The following is a 19,428-nucleotide window of genomic DNA, read 5'->3' on the forward strand; positions in this document are numbered from 1 at the left end:
AGCCGACATCACGTCGGCTTTTTTTATCCCGCCTGACGGATGCGGGCAATCAGCGCATCCACATCTTCTACATGATCGGCCGCCAGAATCAGCGTGCGTCCCAGATTAATTGCATTACGGATGCAGTCGGTACGCATCGCCGGATCGGCAATCAGCTTCATATCCGCCACGTGTGACATCCCCACCGTGCGGCGAATCAGTTCGGTGCCGCAGTAACCAATGGTATCAGCCCATACTTTACGCAGAAACGCCTCCGCATAGCCTGGATAAGCCAGCGCCTCATCACGGGTTTTCTCAGCCGCCAGTGCCAGAAAGCCCGAGGCAAAGGTGGTCCAGAGGGTGTGCACATCGCTGAGACGCTGCTCGCGTGCATCGGCGGCCTCACGCGGTGGCAGCAGACCCGGCACGCCGCAGTAGTTAATCAGCAGGTTGCCGATGGCGGTGCCGACATCAAAACCGATAGGGCCAAAATAACCAAATTCCGCATCAATCGCTTTCAGGCTGCCATCAGCAACGAAAATCGATCCGCTGTGAATATCACCATGCAGCAGCGCTTCAGCGTGGGCAAAGAAACGATGCTTGAGACCGCCCACCGCAATGCGCAGTGCATCGTCATTACGCAGGCTGGCGACCAGCGGTTCAAGCGCTTCGGGATAGCTATTGCGCTCATGGTCGGTATAGGGATCGTTAAAGAAAAGATCTTCGGTGATTTCACACATTTCCGGATTAATAAAACGCGCCACTTCCGCTTTTTTCTGGTGCGGATGCAGGATGAAATCGGAGGTATGAAACAGGGTTTGTGCCAGATAGTCGCCTAACTGCTGAGCCGCTTCCGGGTAGTAAGCGCCCTTCACCAGCTCGCCGCGCCAGATGCGATGACTGGAGAGATCTTCCATTACCATCACCGCCAGCTCCGCATCGTAATGGGTGATCTTCACCGTGTGCTGCGGACAATATTTGTAGTGTTCGACCAGGGTCTGCGCTTCCAGCCGCGCCCGATCCAGCGTCAGTGGCCAGGACTCACCCACACAGCGCACATAGGGCAGCGCCTGCTTGACCACCACCCGGCTGTTGCCCTGATCGTCATAAATTTTAAACACCAGGTTGAGGTTGCCATCACCAATCTCTTCTGCGCTGCTCAGCGCGGCAGGATTGTCCACGCCGCCAAATTGTCGGGCATATTCCACAGCATCAGCAGCAGTAAAGGTACGGTATTGCGACATTGCCTGTTCCTCATCAATCGAAGGGGGATAACCTGGGTGTAATAAGCCGTTCAGACGTCTATACATCCGTTCAGCATGTTGGCACAATAGGTATCATTAACGCAACATGGATTTCACCCACAATGCAGACACTTCAAACCACCAGCTTACAGGTTCGTGACAATCAGCTCTGGATTCTGGATCAGCAGGCACTGCCGCAGCAAAAGAACTGGCTGCCCGCGCACAGCGTGCCCCAGCTGATTGAACATATTCATGCGCTGCGGGTGCGCGGTGCGCCGCTGATTGGCCTTTCCGCCTCGCTGCTGCTGGCGTTGCTGGCAGAACAGGGGCAGACGCGCGCTGAACTGGCGCAGGCACTGGAGACCCTGCGCGCCGCCCGCCCTACCGCTGTCAATCTGATGAACAATCTGGACCGGATGAAACTGGCGCTGGCGCAGCCGGACTTTGCCCCCGCGCTGGCAGAAGAAGCCTGGCGACTGGTGCAGGAAGATAAGCAGCTGTGTGACGCCATTGCTGACGCGGGTTGTACGCGGGTGAAACCCGGCAGCCAGCTGCTGACCCACTGTAATACCGGCGGACTCGCCACCGCCGGTGTGGGCACCGCCCTTGGCGTGATTGCCCGCGCCCATCAGCAGGGGCTGATTAAGAATGTCTGGGTTGATGAAACCCGTCCGCTGTTACAGGGCGGCCGGTTAACCGCCTGGGAGCTGGGTGAGCTGGCGATTCCTTACACCCTGATTACCGATTCCATGGCCGCCAGCCTGATGGCCCGTGAAGAGGTCGATGCCGTATGGGTAGGCGCTGACCGCATTGCCGCCAACGGCGATGTGGCGAATAAAATCGGCACCTACAGCCTGGCGGTGCTGGCCCATTATCATCAGATTCCGTTTTACGTGGCGGCCCCGCATACCACGCTGGATCGCAGCTGTCCGGACGGCGCAGCGATTCCTATTGAGCAGCGCGCCGCCAGTGAAGTGACGGGCGTTGCCGGCAGTTTTGGCAGCGTGCAGTGGGCGCCGGAAGCGGCGAAGGTCTATAACCCGGCGTTTGATGTCACGCCCGCCACCCTGATCAGCGGCTGGGTACTGGACACCGGGGTAGTCACGCCTGACCAGGTTCAGGGTGGCATTTTCCAGCCACAATAACGGTCTGCAAGGCGTTTACCGTGAGCGGCAAACGCCTTGCGAAAACGACGGGCGGTTTACGCCAGACGCGGATAGGCATCCGCAATCTTATCGCCGGTAAAGTTCGCTACCCAGCCTTCCTGATTATCGAAAATACGGATAGCCGTGAAGTGCGGTGACGATCCCATATCAAACCAGTGTGGTGTTCCCGCTGGTACCGAGATCAGATCGTTTTTTTCGCAGAGGATCTGCAGGATCTCGCCATCCAGGTGCAGACAGAAGAGTCCGGCACCCTCAACAAAGAAACGCACCTCATCTTCGCCGTGTGTATGTTCAGAGAGGAACTTCTCGCGCAGCACGGTTTTCTGCGGATTATCGGCGCGCATGCTGATCACATCCCAGCTCTGATAGCCCTTCTCTGCCACCAGCCGATCGATCGCATGCTGATAGGCGTTGATCACCGTTTCGGGATCCGGATTTTCACCCAGATCGCGATCGGCTTCCCAGCGCTCAAAACGGACGCCTTTGGTGCTCAGGCGTTCACGAATCTCTTCCGCGTCGGTGCTGTGCCACACCGGCTGGCTGGCTTCGCGGTCGGTAAAAATAGTCAGTGCGCTCATCCTAAATTGACTCCGGGTTAATCTGGGAAAAATCTGTCACCTGACGATGGCGGCTCTCGCCGTCTGCATCGCCACGCAGTAGTTGCAGCGTCTGCCAGCCCGCCTCAGCGGCGGCATCCAGCTCCTGATGAATATCGGAGAGAAACAGCAGCTGCTCCGCTGGCTGACCAATTTCAGCGGCGATAGCGCGATAGGCTGCGACTTCGCGTTTGGCACCCACGTGCGTATCAAAATAGCCGCTGAAGAGGTCAGTAATATCACCTTCGTCGCTGTAGCCAAATAACAATTTCTGCGCCGCAACCGAGCCGGAGGAATATACATACAGTTCAATGCCCTGTGCCTTCCAGCGGCTTAGTGCTGGCAGGACGTCAGGATAGAGATGGCCGGTAAAACTGCCGTTAACATAACCATCGCGCCAGATCATGCCCTGCAGCGCCTTCAGGCCGGTTGATTTGCGATCCTGGTCCATAAACCCCAGCAGAATCTCTGTCACCGCATTCAGGTCGGCCTGCGGCTGACCGGCCTCCTCACGTACCGACTGCAGCGCTGCGGCGACCTCGGGCTGATGCGCATTTTCACGCAAAAAACTCGCCAGATGCTGGCGGGCGTAGGGAAACAGGATGTTATGTACAAAACGGATATCGCTGGTGGTGCCTTCGATATCAGTAACAATGGCGCGAATCATGCTCTCTCCAGCAGGCGACGTTGACGTTCACATTCAAATAAAAATTCCAGACCTTCCAGATGACGGCGTGCTTCGCTGACATCCCGGCCCCAGCAGGTTAAGCCGTGGCCGCGCAGCAGAAAGCCGTAACGCAGCGGAAAGCGGGCGGCGTAATCTTCAATTTCTGACGCCAGCGCCGCAATGTCCTGGCTGTTGTCGAACACAGGAATGGCCAGCGTATCCAGATGGGTGTGCTGGCCACTTAACGATTTTTGCATCTCATAGCCGTGCAGCAGCAGCGCCGCGCCCTGCTCCACCCGCGACAGAACAGTCGCATTCACGGTGTGGGTATGCAGCACCGCGCCCGCCTCGGGAAAAAGTCGATAGATCATCGTGTGCAGACCGGTTTCTGCCGACGGCTTACGGCCAGAGAGCGACTGGCTGGTAGCAATATCGACCTCGATAAAGTCATCCCGCGTCAGCGTGCCTTTATCTTTGCCCGATTCACTCAGCAGGCAGACATGTTCATCGCGGCGCACCGACATATTTCCGCCGGTGGCCGGTGCCCAGCCTTTCGCGCCAATCCAGTGACAGGCGGCGACCAGCTGATCTAATGGAAGACTCTGCGACATAAAAGTTCCTTGCGGTGAAATGTGATCTCGGGTGGCTCAGATAACGGTCAGGGATATGATGTTCAGTTCGCCCAGGTCATCAAGCCAGGAGTGACTCTTCCCAGGTTTTTCTTAAATTTACGACGTAATCAAACAGACCCTGAGCATCTAAGTCATCTTCGTCAATCAGGTCAGGATTAGAGCAATAAGAATCAACAGCTGAGAATACCGAGTCAAAATAACGTTGTGTATCTTTGTTTTGTTTATCCGCTGTGTCAGCAGCTCTGTGTTCACGCCATGCGTTCAGGTATTTTTCCTCAAACTCTGGCGCCGACATAGCACCTGAAACAAACGAATCGATTAGGGCTAACATATCTGCTTCGCTTTGATCAGTAGACATTACCTTCACCTTTCAGATCGGAAATTTGAGTTTCGGATAACTTCCATTTAGAGATGAAATTACCATCAGGTTTAGTCATTACATCAATTTTAGTTTCAGGATTGTAGTAGTGGTTAACATCCTGATTCCATCGGTATTTGCCGGCGATTTGTTGTGTCAGTGGATCGTCTATATGCGCTTTAAGTGCCTGTTCATATGACTTCAACCCTTCGGCATTGGGAGTGCCCGACAGGTTGAAATCCACAGCGTGCTTAAACTTTTTCTGTAGCTGTCTGGTTTCAAAATTAACAAATTCTGATGGAGGTGGCTTAGGTACTTTTGATAACGCAGACAGCTTTTCTAATTCGCTTACCGTTCCCAGCTTTCCCATTGCAAGACCTGCCGCTACAGAGGCGCCGGTAATGAGCAGACCTTTGTTATCCATGACCTGCTCGAAACCGGCTGGAGCATCGCCGCCGAGCTGTCCGGCGGTCTTTCTGAACCCCTCGATATTGCCGTTATAAATTCCGCCAGCAGCCAACAGCCGGCCCGCGGCTTTGCTATTGATGGTTTTTGCTGACTGAGCGTGTTGCACCGGTGCAGCAGGACGGACGTGATATACCGGGCGTTTCAGTTGCCGGGATATGAGGTGATTGAGCCGGGATCGAAGTAACAGAATTTTATGGGTCTGGTGCCTGACTGCTGAACCATACTCTTCGGGTCCTGCCAGATGATCCGCATCTCAGCAAGGCAGCAAGTGCGCGCATCCCCGGGAGCTGACACTTGTCAGTGACCGGGGTAAGCAAACGAAGCTAACGAAGCTGAGGTGTGGAGCATGACGCATTTAGCCATCTAAGCGTCTTGATTGCCAAATACTATCATCCTGTTTATAGTGGCACAAACACCGGGTGACACCGCATCAATCTTCGCGCTTAAGGCCTGACATCATGACGCAGCACAACCTGATCCCCGAGAGTAAACTCCCTTTGCTCGGCACCACCATTTTCAGCCAGATGAGTGCGCTGGCGCAGCAGCATAACGCTATCAATCTCTCTCAGGGCTTTCCTGATTTTAGCGGCCCGGCCTATCTGCAGCAGCGGCTGGCGTATCATGTCAGCCAGGGCGCGAACCAGTATGCGCCGATGACGGGTGCGCTGCCGTTACGTGAGGCGATAGCAGAGAAAACCGCGCGGCTTTATGACTATCGGCCTGATGTCGAAACGGAGATTACGGTGACGGCAGGCGCAACCGAAGCGCTCTATGCGGCGATTACCGCGCTGGTGCGGCCAGGCGATGAAGTGATCTGCTTTGATCCCAGCTACGACAGCTATGCGCCTGCGGTAGAGTTGTCGGGCGGCGTGATGAAACGCATTACGCTGCAGCCGCCCGCTTTCCGGGTTGACTGGCAGGCGTTTGCTGCGCTGCTGAGTGATAAAACCCGGCTGGTGATCCTGAATACGCCGCACAATCCTTCCGCCACCGTCTGGCAGCAGCAGGATTTCGCCGCGCTGTGGCAGGCGATTGCTGCGCGGCCGGTCTATGTGCTGAGCGACGAAGTCTATGAGCACATCTGCTTCGATCAGGCAGGCCACGCCAGCGTGCTGGCACATCCCGAACTGCGCCAGCGTGCTATCGCGGTGTCGTCGTTTGGTAAGACCTTCCATATGACCGGCTGGAAAGTGGGCTACTGCATTGCCCCTGCCGCGATCAGCGCGGAACTGCGCAAGGTGCATCAGTATCTGACCTTCTCGGTGAATACGCCGGCGCAGCTGGCGATTGCCGATATGCTGCGTGAGCATCCGGAGCACTATCTTGAGCTGCCAGCGTTTTATCGCGACCGCCGCGATCGGCTGGCAACGGCGCTAAGCAGCAGCCGCTTTAAGGTGCTTCCCTGCGAAGGTACCTACTTTTTGCTGGTCGATTACAGCGCCGTCTCCGATCTGGATGATGTCAGTTTCTGCCAGTGGCTGACCCGGGAAGTCGGTGTGGCCGCAATTCCTCTGTCGGTGTTCTGCGCCGATGCCTTTCCTCATAAACTGATCCGCCTCTGTTTTGCCAAACAGCCGGCGACATTAGATGCCGCCGCGGAGCGCTTATGTCAGCTTTAAAAATCACGTTACTGCAGGAGACGCTGAGCTGGATGGATGGCGAGGCCAACCTGCGCCATTTTGACGAGCAACTGGATGAACTCACCGGGCGCGATCTGATTTTACTGCCAGAGATGTTTACCACCGGCTTTGCAATGGAAGCGGCGAAAAGCTCGCTGCCTCAGGCGCAGGTGGTGGAGTGGCTGCATCAGCATGCCCGTCGCAACGATGCCCTGGTCGGCGGTAGCGCGGCGATTCAGACCGAACACGGCGCGGTAAACCGCTTTCTGCTGGTGGAGCCGGACGGCACGCTGCATCAGTATGACAAGCGCCACCTGTTCCGCATGGCGGACGAGCATCACCACTATCTGCCTGGCGAACAGCGTCAGGTGTTTGAGTGGCGCGGCTGGCGCATCCTGCCGCAAATCTGTTACGACCTGCGTTTCCCGGTCTTCTCGCGCAACCGCAACGATTACGATCTGGCGCTCTATGTCGCCAACTGGCCTGCACCGCGTGCACTGCACTGGCAGGCACTGCTGCTGGCGCGGGCAATTGAGAATCAGGCTTATATAGCAGGCTGTAACCGCGTCGGCAGTGACGGCAATCAGCATGAATACAGCGGCGACAGCCAGATTATTTCACCGCAGGGCGAGATCCTCAGCGCGGCTGAGCCGCACCAGCGCGCCAGGCTGGACGCAGAGCTGTCGCTGGACGCACTGAATGCTTATCGCGAGCGCTTCCCGGCCTGGCAGGATGCGGATCGCTTTTCGCTGTGAATGGCAGGCGGGAAGTCAGCCCGCCCATTAACTGCCGCGATAGGTTGACCAGGACCAGGGCGAAATCAGAAACGGCAGATGAAAATGACTGCCCGCTTCGGCAATCATAAAATCGATCTGCGCGCTAACGTAGAGTGCATCCCGACCGGCGGCGGCAAAATAGTCGCCGATTTCTGCCGTTAAACGGTAGTGGCCCGGCGTCAGCGGCTCGGGCGTCAGATCTTTCAGACGCCCGTCGCTGTCGGTTTCACCCTGTGAAATCGGAAACCACCCTTCCGGGCTGTTCTGCTCAAGTGAAATCGCTACACCGCTGGCCGGTTTGCCCAGCGCCGTGTCCAGAATATGGGTGGTAACAGTACTCATTGAATCGTCTCCTTCAGGCGTAACAGGGTAATTTCACGCAGCTGATCCAGCGCCTCCTGCTGCTCGGCAGGATCGCTATTCTGCAACCGACGCTCCAACTCTGCCAGCATCTGCTCGCCGCTGCGCCCTTTAGCGCGAATCAGAAACACCCGGCCAAAACGCGTTTCATACGCCTGATTCCCCTGCTGCATTGCCTGCTGCAAAGCGCTGTCGGCCTGCTGCATGGCGGACTGCTCTCCGCGTGAAAGTGCCGCTTCTTTATCCGCACCGTTCGCGCGTTCGCCAATGCGGGGATGCGCCGACAGTGCTGCCTCCAGCTCAGGCTGCTGCCACTGGCGGGCCAGCGCATCGGCGGTTGCCCGTAGCGCATCCAGGGTGTCAAAAGGCCGCGCCGCCACCAGCGACTGCTGCCAGTGCGGAATGGCAACACAATGCCGGATGGCCGCCTGCGCCTCATCAGCCGACAGCTGATTAAATGCGGCTAATTCCATGTTCAGCTCCGTTCAGCAATCAGCGAGACCGCCTGTAAATAAGCCTGCAGCGCGGGCGCCACATCAGCCACCGCCACGGACTCTGCCGGATGGTGGCTGATACCGCGATGGTTACGCACAAATAGCATGCCGACCGGCCAGCGTTCAGCGATAGCGATGGCGTCGTGCCCCGCACCGCTCGGCAGTGACAGGCTGCGCCCCTGCACCGTTTCCACCGCATGACTCAGCGCCTGTTGCAGCGCGGAGTCACAGGCGGTGGCACCGATGCGATAATATTCGTTCGACTCAAAGCGGAGTCCACGCCGCAGCGCAATCGCCTCCGCCTGGGTTAACAGACTGGAGAGCAGTGTCTCCAGCGGGTTATCCAGCGGACCGCGCACGTCCAGCGACAGCGATACCTCGCCAGGGATTACATTGACCGCTCCCGGCGCGCAGTTAATCGTACCGACGGTAGCCACCAGTTGCGGATCCTGCTCACGGGTGGTCTGCTCGATAAACACCATCCACTCGGCAGCAGCAGCCAGCGCATCTTTGCGGTGGGTCATCGGCACCGTGCCCGCGTGGCCCGCTTCACCGGTGAAACGGCAGTTGAGGCGGCGCGCACCGTTGATGGCGGTGACCACACCGAGCGCCAGATCCTCCTGCTCCAGGCAGGGGCCCTGCTCGATGTGCAGCTCAAGATAACCGACGATATCCTCAACCCGCCGCGCCGCAGATGCGATCCTGTCGCTGTCGAGCCCGACATCCGCCATCGCCTGCGCCACGGTAATGCCGTTGCCGTCAGGATGCGTCACCCAGCTTTGCGGCCAGCTGCCGGTAATGCCACGACTGCCGAGCAGCGTAATGCCAAAACGGGTGCCCTCTTCGTCACCAAAGCCAATGACTTCAATCGCCAGCGGTAAGCGGCGCTGATGTTCGTTAAGCCACTGTACGGTTTCAATGGCGCTGAGCACGCCCAGCATGCCGTCGTAGCGACCGGCGTTGCGCACCGTGTCGAGATGCGAGCCAAGCAGTAACGCGGGTGCACCCGCTTCTGCCGCCTCGTAGCGCCCACAGATATTGCCCACTTCATCCTGCCACACCTGCATCCCCGCCGCCTGCATCCACTCACCGACACAGGCATTGGCGCGCAGATGTTCGGGCGACAGGTAGACGCGGGTCAGCCCCTCGGCCGTTTCGCTGATCGCCGCCAGCGCATCGCAGCGCGCCATAACGCGCTGTGCAGCGGCCTGGGCTTCGCTGGCGCTCATCATCATGCGTGGCTCCCGTAGTGATCCCAGGCGGCCTGCGCCGCGGCACCCTGCGGCGTGCGATAGCCGACATAGGTCAGCACCGTTTCCAGCGCGGAGAGAGTCTGCATCACGCAATCTTTACGCGCGTTGTAGCCCATGGTACCGATGCGCCACACCTTGCCATGCAGCGGGCCAAACGAGGTGCCAATCTCAATGCCGAAATCTTCCAGCATCAGCTTGCGCACCTGATCGCCGTTTACGCCAGACGGGATCATCACGCCCAGCACGTTGTTCATTTTGTGTTTCAGGTCGCCGAAAGTCTCCAGCCCCATCCCCTGAATGCCTTTCAGCAATGCTTCACCGTGCAGCTTGTGGCGGGCGATGCCGTTGTCCAGCCCCTCCTGCAGGATCAGCCGGGCGCACTCGCGCGCGCCAAACAGCGCACTGGTCGCTTCGGTATGGTGGTTGAGCCGCTCCGGCCCCCAGTAATCCATGATCATGCCGAGATCAAAATAGTTGGAGTAGATCATCTCCTCTTCGCCATCCTGATGCGCCTCGGTGCGGATCCCCTGCTCTACGCATTTGCGTTTGCGGATCACCGCTTCCATCTCTGCGCTCAGCGTGATCGGCGAGGTGCCTGATGGACCGCCCAGGCATTTCTGCATCCCCGCGGACACGGCATCAAGCCCCCAGGCGTCCGTTTCCAGCGCATTACCCGCCAGCGACGCGGTGGCATCGGTGTAGAACAGCACGCCATACTGTTTGCAGATCGCACCCAGTTGCTCAAGCGGCTGTAGCATGGTGGTTGAGGTGTCGCCCTGCACGGTCAGCAGCAGGCGCGGCCGCACTTTTTTGATCGCATCTTCAATCTGTTCGGGAGTAAAGACTTCGCCCCACGGCACTTCAATGGTGTGCACTTCCGCACGACAGCGGCGGGCAATTTCGCACAGCAGATGACCAAAGCGGCCAAACACCGGTACCAGCACTTTGTCGCCAGGCCGGATCGATGACAGCAGAATCGATTCGATACCGGCGCGGGAGGTGCCGTCAATCAGCAGTGTCCAGCGGTTCTCTGTGCGAAACACGCCGCGATAGAGCGCCATCACTTCATTCATGTAGTGGGTCATCGCGGGATCGTACTGCCCCAGCAGCTGACTCGACATGGCGCGCAGCACACGTGGATCGGCATTGATCGGTCCTGGCCCCATTAGCAGACGCTGTGGCGGGTTAAGTTGCGGGTAGTGATTGATATCCATCGTAATTTCCTTTTTCAGAATCAGAGGCGAACCGAAGAGATAAACTGCTTCAGCTCCGGTGACTGCGGCTGAGCGAACAGCGTCTTACTGTCGCCCTGCTCCCAGACGCGCCCCTGATGCATAAAGACCACACGATCGCCCACGTCGCGGGCGAAGCTCATTTCATGCGTGACGAGGATCAGCGTCATCCCTTCTGACGCCAGCTGCTCCAGAACTTTGAGCACTTCGCCCACCAGCTCGGGATCGAGCGCGGAGGTGATCTCATCACAGAGTAAAACTTTCGGCGTCATCGCCAGTGCACGGGCGATCGCCACGCGCTGCTGCTGACCGCCGGAGAGGCTGGCAGGATAGTAGTTGAGACGCTCGCCCAGCCCGACTTTCTCCAGCATCTGCGCCGCCAGCGCCCGGCACTCGGCCTCGCTTTTTTTCAGCACCCGGCGCGGCGCCAGCATCACGTTCTCCAGTGCCGTCATGTGCGGGAACAGATTGAAGCTCTGAAACACCATCCCGACCGAGCGGCTGATTTCACGCGCCTGCGAGTCGCGATCGGTAATCGTCATACCGCCGAGCTTGATGCTGCCCTCCTGATAGCCTTCCAGCCCGTTCATGCAGCGCAGCAGCGTGCTTTTGCCCGATCCGCTGCGACCGATGATTGAGATCACCTCGCCCATGTCGATATCCAGATCCACGCCTTTCAACACATGGTTGTCGCCGTAATATTTTTGCACCTGATTAATGGTGATGAGCGGCATTGAATTTTTTCTCCAGATACTGGCTGTAGCGAGACAGCGGATAACACATCAGGAAGTAGCCCAGCGCCACCAGCCCAAAGACTTTAAACGGCTGATAGGTCACGTTGTTCAGAATGGTGCCCGCTTTGGTCAGCTCGATAAAACCGATAATTGACGCCAGCGCGGTGCCCTTGATCACCTGGACAGCAAACCCCACCGTCGGGGCAATACCGATGCGGATCGCCTGCGGCGCAATGACCCGCCACAGCGTCTGACCAAAGGTCAGGCCGAGACAGCGCGACGCTTCCCACTGGCCTTTTGGCAGGGCGCGGATGCTGCCGTACCAGATATCGACCAGAAAGGCGCTGGTGTAGAAGGTCAGCGCCAGCGAGGCCGCCGTCCAGGGTGCAACATCAATGCCGAACAGGCCGACGCCGAAAAACGCCAGGAACAGCTGCATTAGCAGCGGCGTGCCCTGAAACAGCGCGGTGTAACCGCGTACCAGCCGCGTTAACCATTTGCGTTGCAGCAGGCGCATAAACAGCAGCGGCAGCGTCACCAGCGTGCCGCCGACAAAGGCCACCAGCGACAGCAACAGGGTCCAGCGTGCCGCCAGCAGCAGGTTGCGCAGGATGTCCCAGTCGGTAAAGGTCGTCATCATGATGGCTGCACTCCAAACCATTTACGGCCAATCGCCAGCAGCAGATGGCGCATTGCAATCGACAACGCCAGGTAGATCAGCGTGGTCACCAGATAGACCTCAAAACTTAAGAAGGTGCGCGACTGGATCAGGTTGGCGGCGAAGGTCAGCTCCTCGTAGGAGACCTGCGACACCACCGACGAACCCAGCATCACGATGATGCACTGACTCACCAGCGCCGGATAAATGCGCTGCAGCGCGGGCGGCAACACCACCCGCAGAAACGTCTGGCTGCGGGTTAATCCCAGCACCCGTCCCGCTTCCCACTGCCCTTTGGGTGTCACCTGTATTCCGGCACGAATAATCTCGGTGCTATATGCCCCGAGGTTGATCAGCATCGCCAGCAGCGCCGCCTCGCCAGCAGTGAGTTTCAGCCCCAGCGCAGGCAGACCGAAAACGATAAAGAACAGTTGCACCACAAACGGCGTGTTGCGGATCAGCTCGACATAGATGCCCCACAGGCGGCTCATCCAGCTGGGTCTGCCACTGCGCAGCGCCGCGCCCGCAATGCCCAGCGCCACGCCACCGGTAGTCGCCAGCACCGTCAGCTGAATGGTGACCCAAAGACCGGAGAGCAGCTCCGGCCAGTAGGGCCACAGGGCGGGAAAGTTAAGTTGCCCGGTCATGGATCTTTCCTCAGGCGCCGAGGTTGGCGGGCAGCGGCGCTTTCAGCCACTCTTCTGACAGTTTATTCAGGGTGCCATCTTTGATGCCCTGCTCAATCAGCGCATTCACTTTCGCTTTCAGTGCCGGCTGATCTTTCTTCAGGCCGATATAGCAGGGAGAATCTTTCAGCATAAACTGCGCCACCGGCGCTTTAGCCGGATTCTGACGGGCAATGGCGGCGACCACCAGGTTGCCGGTCGCCACATACTGCACCTGACCGGAGAGATACGCAGACAAGGTAGTGTTGTTATCTTCGTAGCGTTTCACCTGTGCATCTTTCGGCGCAACGTCACTGAGCACCATGTCCTCTACCGCACCGCGTGTTACACCAATCGATTTGCCGCTCAGGGCAGACGCCGCTTTGATTTCATCGCCTTTCGGCCCGAATACGCCCAGGAAGAACGGCGCATAGGCGCGGGTGAAGTCGATCACTTTTTCCCGCTCGGCATTTTTACCCATGCTGGAGATGACCAGGTCGACCTTGTCGGTTTGCAGATAAGGCACGCGGTTGGCACTGCTGACCGGCACCAGCTGCAACTTAAGTTTCATCTGCTTTGCCAGGTATCTGGCCGTGTCGATGTCATACCCCTGCGGCTGCAGATCGGTGCCAACCGAGCCAAACGGCGGGAAATCCTGCGGCACGGCGATGCGAATGACGCCGCGTTTCTGGATGTCCTGCAGTTGATCGGCCAGCGCGCTTCCCGCTTGTGCCATCAGTAATGCCGCTGTCGCAACCGCCATCAAAACTTTTTTCATTATGCACCCCGGTGAGATTAACGTGAAACAAAAGATTCTTTGAGATGCAATCTGCAACTAATGTGCCAATCCGGACGGCCACAGAAAAAGGGTTAAGCGGCAAAGCATTCAGCTGAAATCTGGCGTAATCGGGACGACTACGCCGGGGGAAGGTCTGTTCTGAAATGGGGCAAAGCACCAAAACGGTGCCTTTTAGCGGTGCTCCAGCTCGTCAAACTGCTGATAAAGGTCGGCGATCTGATGAATGCGCTGACGTCCCTGTGCCAGCATTTCATGTAGCAGTGCATTGGCAATCAGGTTAACCAGACTCATGGCGGAGCCATAACTGTCGAAGGCGGAAACGCTGTCCAGCGGCGTACAGAGCTGCCAGCGCGCCAGCGCAATCACCGTCTGCGCCTGCGGCTCACACAGCGCCAGCAGCGGGATACCGGCCGCCTGCAACTGCTGCATCAGCGGGCGAATGATGCGGGGACGACGACGGAAGGCCATCACGACCACCATATCCTCCGGCGTAATATCCACCAGCTCCTCAGCCAGCGTCTGGCCCGGCTGCGGCAGGATATGTACCTGCGAACGCGCCTGCACCAGCTGCTGTCGCAGATGCAGTGCCACCGGATAGGCGTTGCGCATGCCGATGATAAAGACGCGTTTTGCCTGCGCCAGCTGCTGGATAACCTCATTAAAGTGCCGGGCATCCAGACTGTTCACCCACTGCGTCAGGTTAGCCATCTCCTGCTTGTAGTGTCGCGCCAGCAGCGTATTGCCCTGCACCGCATCACGATTATCGGTCAGCGGCATGCCGCTCTGGCGCAGGATGCGTAACTCATCACGCATATCCTTGTATTTTTCATAGCCCAGACGCTTAAACAGCCGGCTGACCGTGGCTTTCGACACGCCACTGAGCCGCGCCAGCTCGGCACTGTTGTAGCTGATCAGGTCATCGAAGTGGTCAAACACGAAGTCGGCAATACGCTGCTCCTGCGGGGAGAGCTGGGGATAGTGACTCCTGAGTCGTTCATCAAGCTGTTTCATAACCCGTCCTGTAACTTTTGTTTCAGCAGAAGCTAGCACAATTTGCGCCAGGTTAAGCGGCGCATTGTCAGCTCAGGGTGAAAACTGGAACAGCTCTTGCTTTGTTATCGGTTCTGTCACCCGGATAACGAGAAAAAAATGATTCAAAGCAATATGGCCCCGCAGGGGATGGCGGTGACGCCACACCATCTGGCGAGTGAGAGCGCGCTCGCGGTTCTGCGTGATGGCGGTAATGCCATTGAAGCAATGGTGGCCGCTGCCGCGACCATCGCCGTGGTCTACCCGCATATGAATGGACTGGGCGGTGATGGTTTCTGGCTGATTCTGCCGCCCGGCGGCGATCCTGTCGCTATCGACGCCAGCGGCGCAGCCGGTTCGCTGGCTCATCACGATTTCTACGCCGATCACCTTAAGATTCCGCATCGCGGGCCGAAAGCGGCGCTGACCGTGGCCGGTACGGTCAGCGGCTGGCAGGAGGCACTGAATCTCTCGGCTGAGATGGGCACCCCGCCGCTGCCGCTGGCACGTCTGCTGCGCGATGCGATTCGCTACGCCGCCGACGGTATTCCGGTGACTGCCTCACAGAGCGCCGCCACCGCGACGTTCCGCAGTGAATTGCAGCATCAGCCCGGCTTCAGCGCCACCTTTATGCCTGACGGCAACGTGCCGCAGCCAGGCAGCCGTTTTACCCAGCCCGCCCTGGCAAACACCCTCAGCCAGCTTACTGAAGAGGGGCTCGACAGCTTTTATCGCGGCCCGCTGGCTCACCATATGGCCGATGAGATGACCACGCTGGGCATGCCGGTGACGCTGGCCGATCTGCAGCAGCATCGCGCCCGTCGCACAACGCCGCTGCATCTCTCCCACAGCGAAGGTGATATCTGGAATATCACCCCGCCAACGCAGGGCATGGTGTCGCTGGCGATCCTGGGCATCACCGATCGGCTGGAGATGGCGGAGGCTGACGATGCGCAGACGGTGCACCGTATCGTGGAAGCCACCAAAAAAGCGTTTGCACTGCGCGACAAACACATCACCGATCCACGTCACGTCACGGAAGATTTGCAGGCGCTGCTGGACAGCGATCACCTTGCCACACTCGCCAGCCAGATCACCGATGGAGAGGCGGCGGCATGGGGAAACGGACGCGGGCCGGGCGATACGGTCTGGATGGGCGTGATGGACAGCAGCGGCCTGGCCGTCTCCTTTATTCAGAGCATTTATCACGAATTTGGCAGTGGTGTGGTGCTGCCCGGCACGGGTATCACCTGGCAGAACCGCGGTGCCGCTTTCAGCCTCGATCCTGACCATCTGCTGGCCCTGGCACCCGGTAAGCAACCGTTTCATACCCTGAATCCCGCCGCCGCACGGCTGAAAGATGGCCGGACGCTGGTGTATGGCGCGATGGGTGGGGATGGACAGCCGCAGACTCAGGCGGCGATTTTTACCCGCCATGTGATTCAGGGCTTGCCGTTACAACAGGCGGTCAGTGCGCCGCGCTGGCTGCTGGGCCGGACCTGGGGGCAATCATCAGACTCGCTGAAACTGGAAGGTCGTTTTGACGACGAAACGGTATTGATGCTGCGTCTGTGGGGACATGAGGTGGAGCTGCTGCCGGACTTCAGCGAATCCGTGGGCCATGCGGGCGCCATTGTGCGCCACAGCAACGGCATGTTTGAGGGCGCAAGCGATCCACGCAGTAACGGCAGCGCCGCCGGTTTTTAACAGGAGCGAATCATGAATCAACACGACTGGGCCAGCTACATCGGCCATATGGAGCAGATACTGCAACTGGAACTGGATGACGCCCGCCGCGCTGAACTGCTGATCCAGCTGTCGCGTATCGCGGAGATGGCCGCGCCGCTGATGACGTTTCCGCTGGATGACCGGCTTGAAGTGGCAGGAGTATACCAGGCATGAGATTAGGTGACGTTTCGATTCAGACCCTGCAACGGGCGATTCAGCAGGGTGAAATCAGTGCGCTGGAAGTGGCAAAGCGCACGCTGCAGGCGGTTGAGCAGCATAATCCGGCGCTGAATGCCTGGACGGAAGTGACCGGGCCCCGCATGTTAAAAGAAGCCAGTGCGATTGATGCGCAGCGGCAGCGCGGCGAAACCCTGCCACCGCTGGCGGGCATCCCGTATGCGGTAAAAAACCTGTTTGATGTGGCGAGGCACACTACCCTGGCCGGTGCCAGCCTGTTCAGCGACCGGCCGGCGGCACGTGCAGATGCGTTTGCCGTCGATAAACTGCGTCGCTCTGGTGCGCTGCTGTCGGGCATGCTGAACATGGATGCCTACGCGTATGGTTTTACCACCGAAAACAGCCACTACGGCGCGACGCACAATCCGCGCGATCTCAGCCGTGTGGCTGGCGGCTCGTCAGGCGGTTCGGCGGCTGCCGTGGCCGCCGGTCTGGTCCACTTTTCGCTGGGCACCGACACCAACGGTTCCATTCGGGTGCCCGCGTCGCTGTGCGGTATTTTTGGTCTTAAGCCGACCTTTGGCCGGTTGTCACGCAGCGGCAGCCATCCGTTTGTTGCCAGCCTCGATCACATCGGTCCTCTGGCGCGGCGGGTTGAAGACCTGGCGCTGGTATATGATCTGTTGCAGGGCGCAGACCACACCGATGCGTTTCAGGCCGATCGCCCGCTGGCCGCGACGCTACCGGGGCTGTCACAGGGCAGCGAAGGCTTGCGCTGCGGCGTACTGGGTGGCTTTTTTGCCCGCTGGTGCGATGAGGATGCCCGCGCTGCCGTCGCGGTGGTCGCGGCAGCACTTGATGCACAGGAAGAGGTGCTGATGCCGGACGCTGAGCTGGCACGCTCGGCGGCGTTTATCATGACCGCGGCAGAAGGCGGCAATCACTATCTGCCCGCCCTGCGCCAGACGCCTGAGCAGTTTGAACCTAATTCACGCGAGCGTCTGCTGGCCGGTGCCATGATGCCAGGTGCCTGGTACGTGCAGGCGCAGCGTTTCCGCCGCCATTTCCAGCAGCAGGTGTTGCCGCTTTTTGATCGGTTTGATGTGCTGATAGCGCCGGCGACACCCTGCAGCGCGATCACCATCGGTCAGCAGACCCTGTCGATTCAGGGGGAATCGCTGCCCGCTAAGGCGAGCATGGGTATGCTGACGCAGCCGATCTCCTTCCTGGGATTGCCGGTCTGTACCGTGCCGCTGGCGACCCGAAGCGGTCTGCCGATTGGATTACAGCTTATCGCCCGTCCATTTAATGAAGAGGCGGTGTTACGTGCCGCCTGGGCACTGGAACAACGCGGCATTACGATACCGCAAATCAATATGGCTGGAGCCTGATGAACAGAGAGATTAATTTACCGCAGGTCGTCACCGAGGTGACGGCGCAGTTTTACCGCTACGAGCAGGCGCTGGTCAGCAATGACGTGGCCGAACTGGATGCGTTGTTCTGGCACGACCCGCGAACCGTGCGCCTCGGCGCGGGTGAGAATCTGTATGGCATTGATGAGATTCGTGCCTTCCGCGCCGCGCGTCCTTCAGCCGGGCTGAACCGGACGCTGCGAAACACCGTGATCACCACCTTTGGCGAGGATTATGCGGTTTGCAGCACCGAATTTACCCGCACCGGCAGCGATAAAATTGGCCGTCAGCAGCAGACCTGGGTACGTATGCCCCACGGCTGGTGCATCGTGGCGGCGCAGGTCAGCCTGATGAGCTGACATCGTCCGGCGCTTCGCCCGATCAACGCGGGGCGAGCGCCGGAACCGGCTTAAGGTGCCGGGTGCGTGTTGATCCAGTGGTCAGCGATCTGCTGACGGGTGCAGATCCAGACATCCTCATGCTGCTGGATGTGATCGAGAAAATTCTGCAGCGCGCGGAATTTGCCAGGACGACCCAGCAGGCGGCAATGCATACCGATCGACATCATCTTCGGTGCGGTTTCGCCCTCTTCATACAGCACATCGAAGCTGTCGCGCAGATAGGTAAAGAACTGTTCCGCGGTATTAAATCCCTGCGGCGAGGCAAAGCGCATGTCATTGCACTCCAGGGTATAGGGGATAATCAGGTGCGGTTTAACCGTTCCATCCTGACAGGTGACCTGGGTCCAGAAAGGCAGATCGTCGCCGTAGTAGTCACTGTCATAGCTAAAACCGCCCTGCTCCACCACCAGCCGCCGGGTATTCGGGCTGTCGCGGCCGGTGTACCAGCCGGTCGGCGCTTTACCAAACAGATCAACCAGCACATCGACCGCCTGCTGCATATGCTGGCGTTCGGTTTTTGCATCCATGCCCTGATAGTGGATCCAGCGCCAGCCGTGACTGACCACATCGTAGTCAGCCTGTTTAATCGCCTCGACGACTTCCGGATGACGCGCCAGCGCCATCGCCACGCCGAAAACCGTTAACGGCAGACCGCGTTTCTGGAATTCGTTGTGGATACGCCAGAAACCGGCGCGTGAGCCGTATTCATACAGCGACTCCATCGACATGTGGCGATCGGGATAGCTCGCTGCCCCGATGATGTCGGAGAGGAACTGCTCTGAGCCGGTGTCGCCGTGCAGCACGCTGTTTTCTGCGCCCTCTTCGTAGTTCAGAACAAACTGCACCGCCACACGGGCGTTGTTGGGCCAGGCGGCGTGCGGCGGATGAGCGCCATAACCGATTAAATCGCGCGGATAGTTTTTGTTAAAGCTGTACTCTTTCTTCTCTGCAGCGTCAGTCATCACTCCACCTGTTTTGATT

The 19,428-nt window shown here is 58.7% G+C and carries 23 protein-coding genes and 1 pseudogene; 7 read left to right on the forward strand and 17 right to left on the reverse strand.

From position 1 onward, the window contains the following. Positions 1-23: 23 nt before the first annotated feature. Complete coding sequence (mtnK, locus tag OK412_RS13910) at positions 24-1,223, reverse strand: S-methyl-5-thioribose kinase (protein WP_033756697.1); 1,200 nt, start codon at positions 1,221-1,223, stop codon at positions 24-26. Positions 1,224-1,345: 122 nt separating this feature from the next. Between mtnK and mtnA the strand changes: the two genes are divergently transcribed. Then, entirely contained in the window at positions 1,346-2,368 is a 1,023-nt protein-coding gene (mtnA, locus tag OK412_RS13915; protein ID WP_191921095.1) for an S-methyl-5-thioribose-1-phosphate isomerase, read from the forward strand. Between the two features lie 56 nt (positions 2,369-2,424). Here the strand turns inward: mtnA and OK412_RS13920 are convergent, their stop codons facing one another. The 6 genes and pseudogenes from OK412_RS13920 to OK412_RS13945 all read right to left on the reverse strand — a co-directional run. Then, a complete protein-coding gene (locus OK412_RS13920; protein ID WP_010671156.1) occupies positions 2,425-2,967 on the reverse strand; it encodes a 1,2-dihydroxy-3-keto-5-methylthiopentene dioxygenase in 543 nt (180 codons plus the stop codon). Position 2,968: 1 nt separating this feature from the next. Further along, entirely contained in the window at positions 2,969-3,652 is a 684-nt protein-coding gene (gene mtnC / locus OK412_RS13925; RefSeq protein WP_158131977.1) for an acireductone synthase, read from the reverse strand. Next, on the reverse strand, positions 3,649-4,263 hold the full coding sequence (locus OK412_RS13930; RefSeq protein ID WP_010255165.1) for a methylthioribulose 1-phosphate dehydratase: 615 nt from the start codon (positions 4,261-4,263) through the stop codon (positions 3,649-3,651). The genes mtnC and OK412_RS13930 overlap by 4 nt, the downstream gene beginning before the upstream one ends. 79 nt (positions 4,264-4,342) lie before the next feature. Beyond that, positions 4,343-4,642, reverse strand: coding sequence for a colicin immunity domain-containing protein (locus tag OK412_RS13935; protein ID WP_033766595.1), 300 nt, complete (start codon positions 4,640-4,642; stop codon positions 4,343-4,345). Then, positions 4,632-4,976, reverse strand: coding sequence for a colicin D domain-containing protein (locus OK412_RS13940; RefSeq protein ID WP_264353265.1), 345 nt, complete (start codon positions 4,974-4,976; stop codon positions 4,632-4,634). Before OK412_RS13940 ends, OK412_RS13935 begins: the two co-directional genes overlap by 11 nt. After that, positions 4,953-5,297: pseudogene (locus tag OK412_RS13945) on the reverse strand (hypothetical protein); the annotation flags it as partial. The gene OK412_RS13940 and the pseudogene OK412_RS13945, both read right to left, overlap by 24 nt. Before the next feature lie 271 nt (positions 5,298-5,568). Between OK412_RS13945 and OK412_RS13950 the strand changes: the two are divergent. Then, positions 5,569-6,729 (forward strand): pyridoxal phosphate-dependent aminotransferase, encoded by a 1,161-nt coding sequence (locus OK412_RS13950; RefSeq protein WP_033785395.1) that lies wholly within the window; start codon positions 5,569-5,571, stop codon positions 6,727-6,729. Beyond that, positions 6,717-7,484, forward strand: coding sequence for an amidohydrolase (locus tag OK412_RS13955; protein WP_264353256.1), 768 nt, complete (start codon positions 6,717-6,719; stop codon positions 7,482-7,484). The genes OK412_RS13950 and OK412_RS13955 overlap by 13 nt, the downstream gene beginning before the upstream one ends. 27 nt (positions 7,485-7,511) lie before the next feature. Here the strand turns inward: OK412_RS13955 and uraH are convergent, their stop codons facing one another. The 9 genes from uraH to hpxU all read right to left on the reverse strand — a co-directional run bounded on the left by uraH (position 7,512) and on the right by hpxU (position 14,711). Next, positions 7,512-7,847, reverse strand: a complete 336-nt coding sequence (gene uraH / locus OK412_RS13960; protein ID WP_010671151.1) for a hydroxyisourate hydrolase — start codon at positions 7,845-7,847, stop codon at positions 7,512-7,514. Further along, the gene (gene uraD, locus OK412_RS13965) at positions 7,844-8,338 is read right to left on the reverse strand and encodes a 2-oxo-4-hydroxy-4-carboxy-5-ureidoimidazoline decarboxylase (RefSeq protein ID WP_192034236.1); all 495 of its coding nucleotides are present in this window, start codon (positions 8,336-8,338) and stop codon (positions 7,844-7,846) included. The genes uraH and uraD overlap by 4 nt, the downstream gene beginning before the upstream one ends. 2 nt (positions 8,339-8,340) lie before the next feature. Beyond that, on the reverse strand, positions 8,341-9,594 hold the full coding sequence (gene hpxK / locus OK412_RS13970) for an allantoate amidohydrolase (protein ID WP_010255158.1): 1,254 nt from the start codon (positions 9,592-9,594) through the stop codon (positions 8,341-8,343). Beyond that, positions 9,591-10,826: a pyridoxal-phosphate-dependent aminotransferase family protein gene (locus OK412_RS13975; protein WP_111533464.1), complete on the reverse strand. Its 1,236-nt coding sequence runs from the start codon at positions 10,824-10,826 to the stop codon at positions 9,591-9,593. The genes hpxK and OK412_RS13975 overlap by 4 nt, the downstream gene beginning before the upstream one ends. A gap of 20 nt (positions 10,827-10,846) precedes the next feature. Further along, on the reverse strand, positions 10,847-11,578 hold the full coding sequence (locus tag OK412_RS13980; protein WP_010671147.1) for an amino acid ABC transporter ATP-binding protein: 732 nt from the start codon (positions 11,576-11,578) through the stop codon (positions 10,847-10,849). Then, on the reverse strand, positions 11,559-12,215 hold the full coding sequence (locus tag OK412_RS13985; protein ID WP_010255156.1) for an amino acid ABC transporter permease: 657 nt from the start codon (positions 12,213-12,215) through the stop codon (positions 11,559-11,561). The genes OK412_RS13980 and OK412_RS13985 overlap by 20 nt, the downstream gene beginning before the upstream one ends. Then, positions 12,215-12,883: an amino acid ABC transporter permease gene (locus OK412_RS13990; RefSeq protein ID WP_010255155.1), complete on the reverse strand. Its 669-nt coding sequence runs from the start codon at positions 12,881-12,883 to the stop codon at positions 12,215-12,217. Before OK412_RS13990 ends, OK412_RS13985 begins: the two co-directional genes overlap by 1 nt. A 10-nt stretch (positions 12,884-12,893) precedes the next feature. Then, positions 12,894-13,679 (reverse strand): transporter substrate-binding domain-containing protein, encoded by a 786-nt coding sequence (locus OK412_RS13995; protein ID WP_010255154.1) that lies wholly within the window; start codon positions 13,677-13,679, stop codon positions 12,894-12,896. A gap of 192 nt (positions 13,680-13,871) precedes the next feature. Then, positions 13,872-14,711: a MurR/RpiR family transcriptional regulator HpxU gene (gene hpxU / locus OK412_RS14000; RefSeq protein WP_010255152.1), complete on the reverse strand. Its 840-nt coding sequence runs from the start codon at positions 14,709-14,711 to the stop codon at positions 13,872-13,874. A 138-nt stretch (positions 14,712-14,849) separates the two neighbouring features. Here hpxU and OK412_RS14005 point away from each other — a divergent pair, with 138 nt between their 5' ends. From OK412_RS14005 to hpxZ, 4 genes are read left to right on the forward strand one after another with little or no spacing between them, the layout of a single operon-like run. Then, entirely contained in the window at positions 14,850-16,436 is a 1,587-nt protein-coding gene (locus OK412_RS14005; RefSeq protein WP_089414539.1) for a gamma-glutamyltransferase family protein, read from the forward strand. Positions 16,437-16,448: 12 nt separating this feature from the next. Further along, entirely contained in the window at positions 16,449-16,631 is a 183-nt protein-coding gene (gene hpxX / locus OK412_RS14010; RefSeq protein ID WP_033766590.1) for an oxalurate catabolism protein HpxX, read from the forward strand. After that, entirely contained in the window at positions 16,628-18,025 is a 1,398-nt protein-coding gene (locus OK412_RS14015; protein WP_154209596.1) for an AtzE family amidohydrolase, read from the forward strand. Before hpxX ends, OK412_RS14015 begins: the two co-directional genes overlap by 4 nt. Then, positions 18,025-18,405 carry an oxalurate catabolism protein HpxZ gene (hpxZ, locus tag OK412_RS14020; RefSeq protein WP_010255141.1) on the forward strand — a complete coding sequence of 127 codons (381 nt, stop codon included), beginning with the start codon at positions 18,025-18,027 and terminating at the stop codon, positions 18,403-18,405. Before OK412_RS14015 ends, hpxZ begins: the two co-directional genes overlap by 1 nt. Positions 18,406-18,455: 50 nt before the next feature. On the opposite strand, the gene puuE is transcribed toward hpxZ, so the two are convergent. After that, positions 18,456-19,409, reverse strand: coding sequence for an allantoinase PuuE (puuE, locus tag OK412_RS14025; protein ID WP_010255138.1), 954 nt, complete (start codon positions 19,407-19,409; stop codon positions 18,456-18,458). Positions 19,410-19,428: the final 19 nt, after the last annotated feature.

This window comes from Pantoea sp. JV6 (genome assembly GCF_025910055.1).
GTDB classification, from domain to species: domain Bacteria; phylum Pseudomonadota; class Gammaproteobacteria; order Enterobacterales; family Enterobacteriaceae; genus Pantoea; species Pantoea agglomerans.

Excerpts from the sequence above, each read along its gene's own strand:
- mtnK (WP_033756697.1), bottom strand. The coding sequence starts at position 1,223 with ATGTCGCAATACCGTACCTTTACTGCTGCTGATGCTGTGGAATATGCC.
- mtnA (WP_191921095.1), top strand. The coding sequence starts at position 1,346 with ATGCAGACACTTCAAACCACCAGCTTACAGGTTCGTGACAATCAGCTC.
- OK412_RS13920 (WP_010671156.1), bottom strand. The coding sequence starts at position 2,967 with ATGAGCGCACTGACTATTTTTACCGACCGCGAAGCCAGCCAGCCGGTG.
- mtnC (WP_158131977.1), bottom strand. The coding sequence starts at position 3,652 with ATGATTCGCGCCATTGTTACTGATATCGAAGGCACCACCAGCGATATC.
- OK412_RS13930 (WP_010255165.1), bottom strand. The coding sequence starts at position 4,263 with ATGTCGCAGAGTCTTCCATTAGATCAGCTGGTCGCCGCCTGTCACTGG.
- OK412_RS13935 (WP_033766595.1), bottom strand. The coding sequence starts at position 4,642 with ATGTCTACTGATCAAAGCGAAGCAGATATGTTAGCCCTAATCGATTCG.
- OK412_RS13950 (WP_033785395.1), top strand. The coding sequence starts at position 5,569 with ATGACGCAGCACAACCTGATCCCCGAGAGTAAACTCCCTTTGCTCGGC.
- OK412_RS13955 (WP_264353256.1), top strand. The coding sequence starts at position 6,717 with ATGTCAGCTTTAAAAATCACGTTACTGCAGGAGACGCTGAGCTGGATG.
- uraH (WP_010671151.1), bottom strand. The coding sequence starts at position 7,847 with ATGAGTACTGTTACCACCCATATTCTGGACACGGCGCTGGGCAAACCG.
- uraD (WP_192034236.1), bottom strand. The coding sequence starts at position 8,338 with ATGGAATTAGCCGCATTTAATCAGCTGTCGGCTGATGAGGCGCAGGCG.
- hpxK (WP_010255158.1), bottom strand. The coding sequence starts at position 9,594 with ATGATGATGAGCGCCAGCGAAGCCCAGGCCGCTGCACAGCGCGTTATG.
- OK412_RS13975 (WP_111533464.1), bottom strand. The coding sequence starts at position 10,826 with ATGGATATCAATCACTACCCGCAACTTAACCCGCCACAGCGTCTGCTA.
- OK412_RS13980 (WP_010671147.1), bottom strand. The coding sequence starts at position 11,578 with ATGCCGCTCATCACCATTAATCAGGTGCAAAAATATTACGGCGACAAC.
- OK412_RS13985 (WP_010255156.1), bottom strand. The coding sequence starts at position 12,215 with ATGACGACCTTTACCGACTGGGACATCCTGCGCAACCTGCTGCTGGCG.
- OK412_RS13990 (WP_010255155.1), bottom strand. The coding sequence starts at position 12,883 with ATGACCGGGCAACTTAACTTTCCCGCCCTGTGGCCCTACTGGCCGGAG.
- OK412_RS13995 (WP_010255154.1), bottom strand. The coding sequence starts at position 13,679 with ATGAAAAAAGTTTTGATGGCGGTTGCGACAGCGGCATTACTGATGGCA.
- hpxU (WP_010255152.1), bottom strand. The coding sequence starts at position 14,711 with ATGAAACAGCTTGATGAACGACTCAGGAGTCACTATCCCCAGCTCTCC.
- OK412_RS14005 (WP_089414539.1), top strand. The coding sequence starts at position 14,850 with ATGATTCAAAGCAATATGGCCCCGCAGGGGATGGCGGTGACGCCACAC.
- hpxX (WP_033766590.1), top strand. The coding sequence starts at position 16,449 with ATGAATCAACACGACTGGGCCAGCTACATCGGCCATATGGAGCAGATA.
- OK412_RS14015 (WP_154209596.1), top strand. The coding sequence starts at position 16,628 with ATGAGATTAGGTGACGTTTCGATTCAGACCCTGCAACGGGCGATTCAG.
- hpxZ (WP_010255141.1), top strand. The coding sequence starts at position 18,025 with ATGAACAGAGAGATTAATTTACCGCAGGTCGTCACCGAGGTGACGGCG.
- puuE (WP_010255138.1), bottom strand. The coding sequence starts at position 19,409 with ATGACTGACGCTGCAGAGAAGAAAGAGTACAGCTTTAACAAAAACTAT.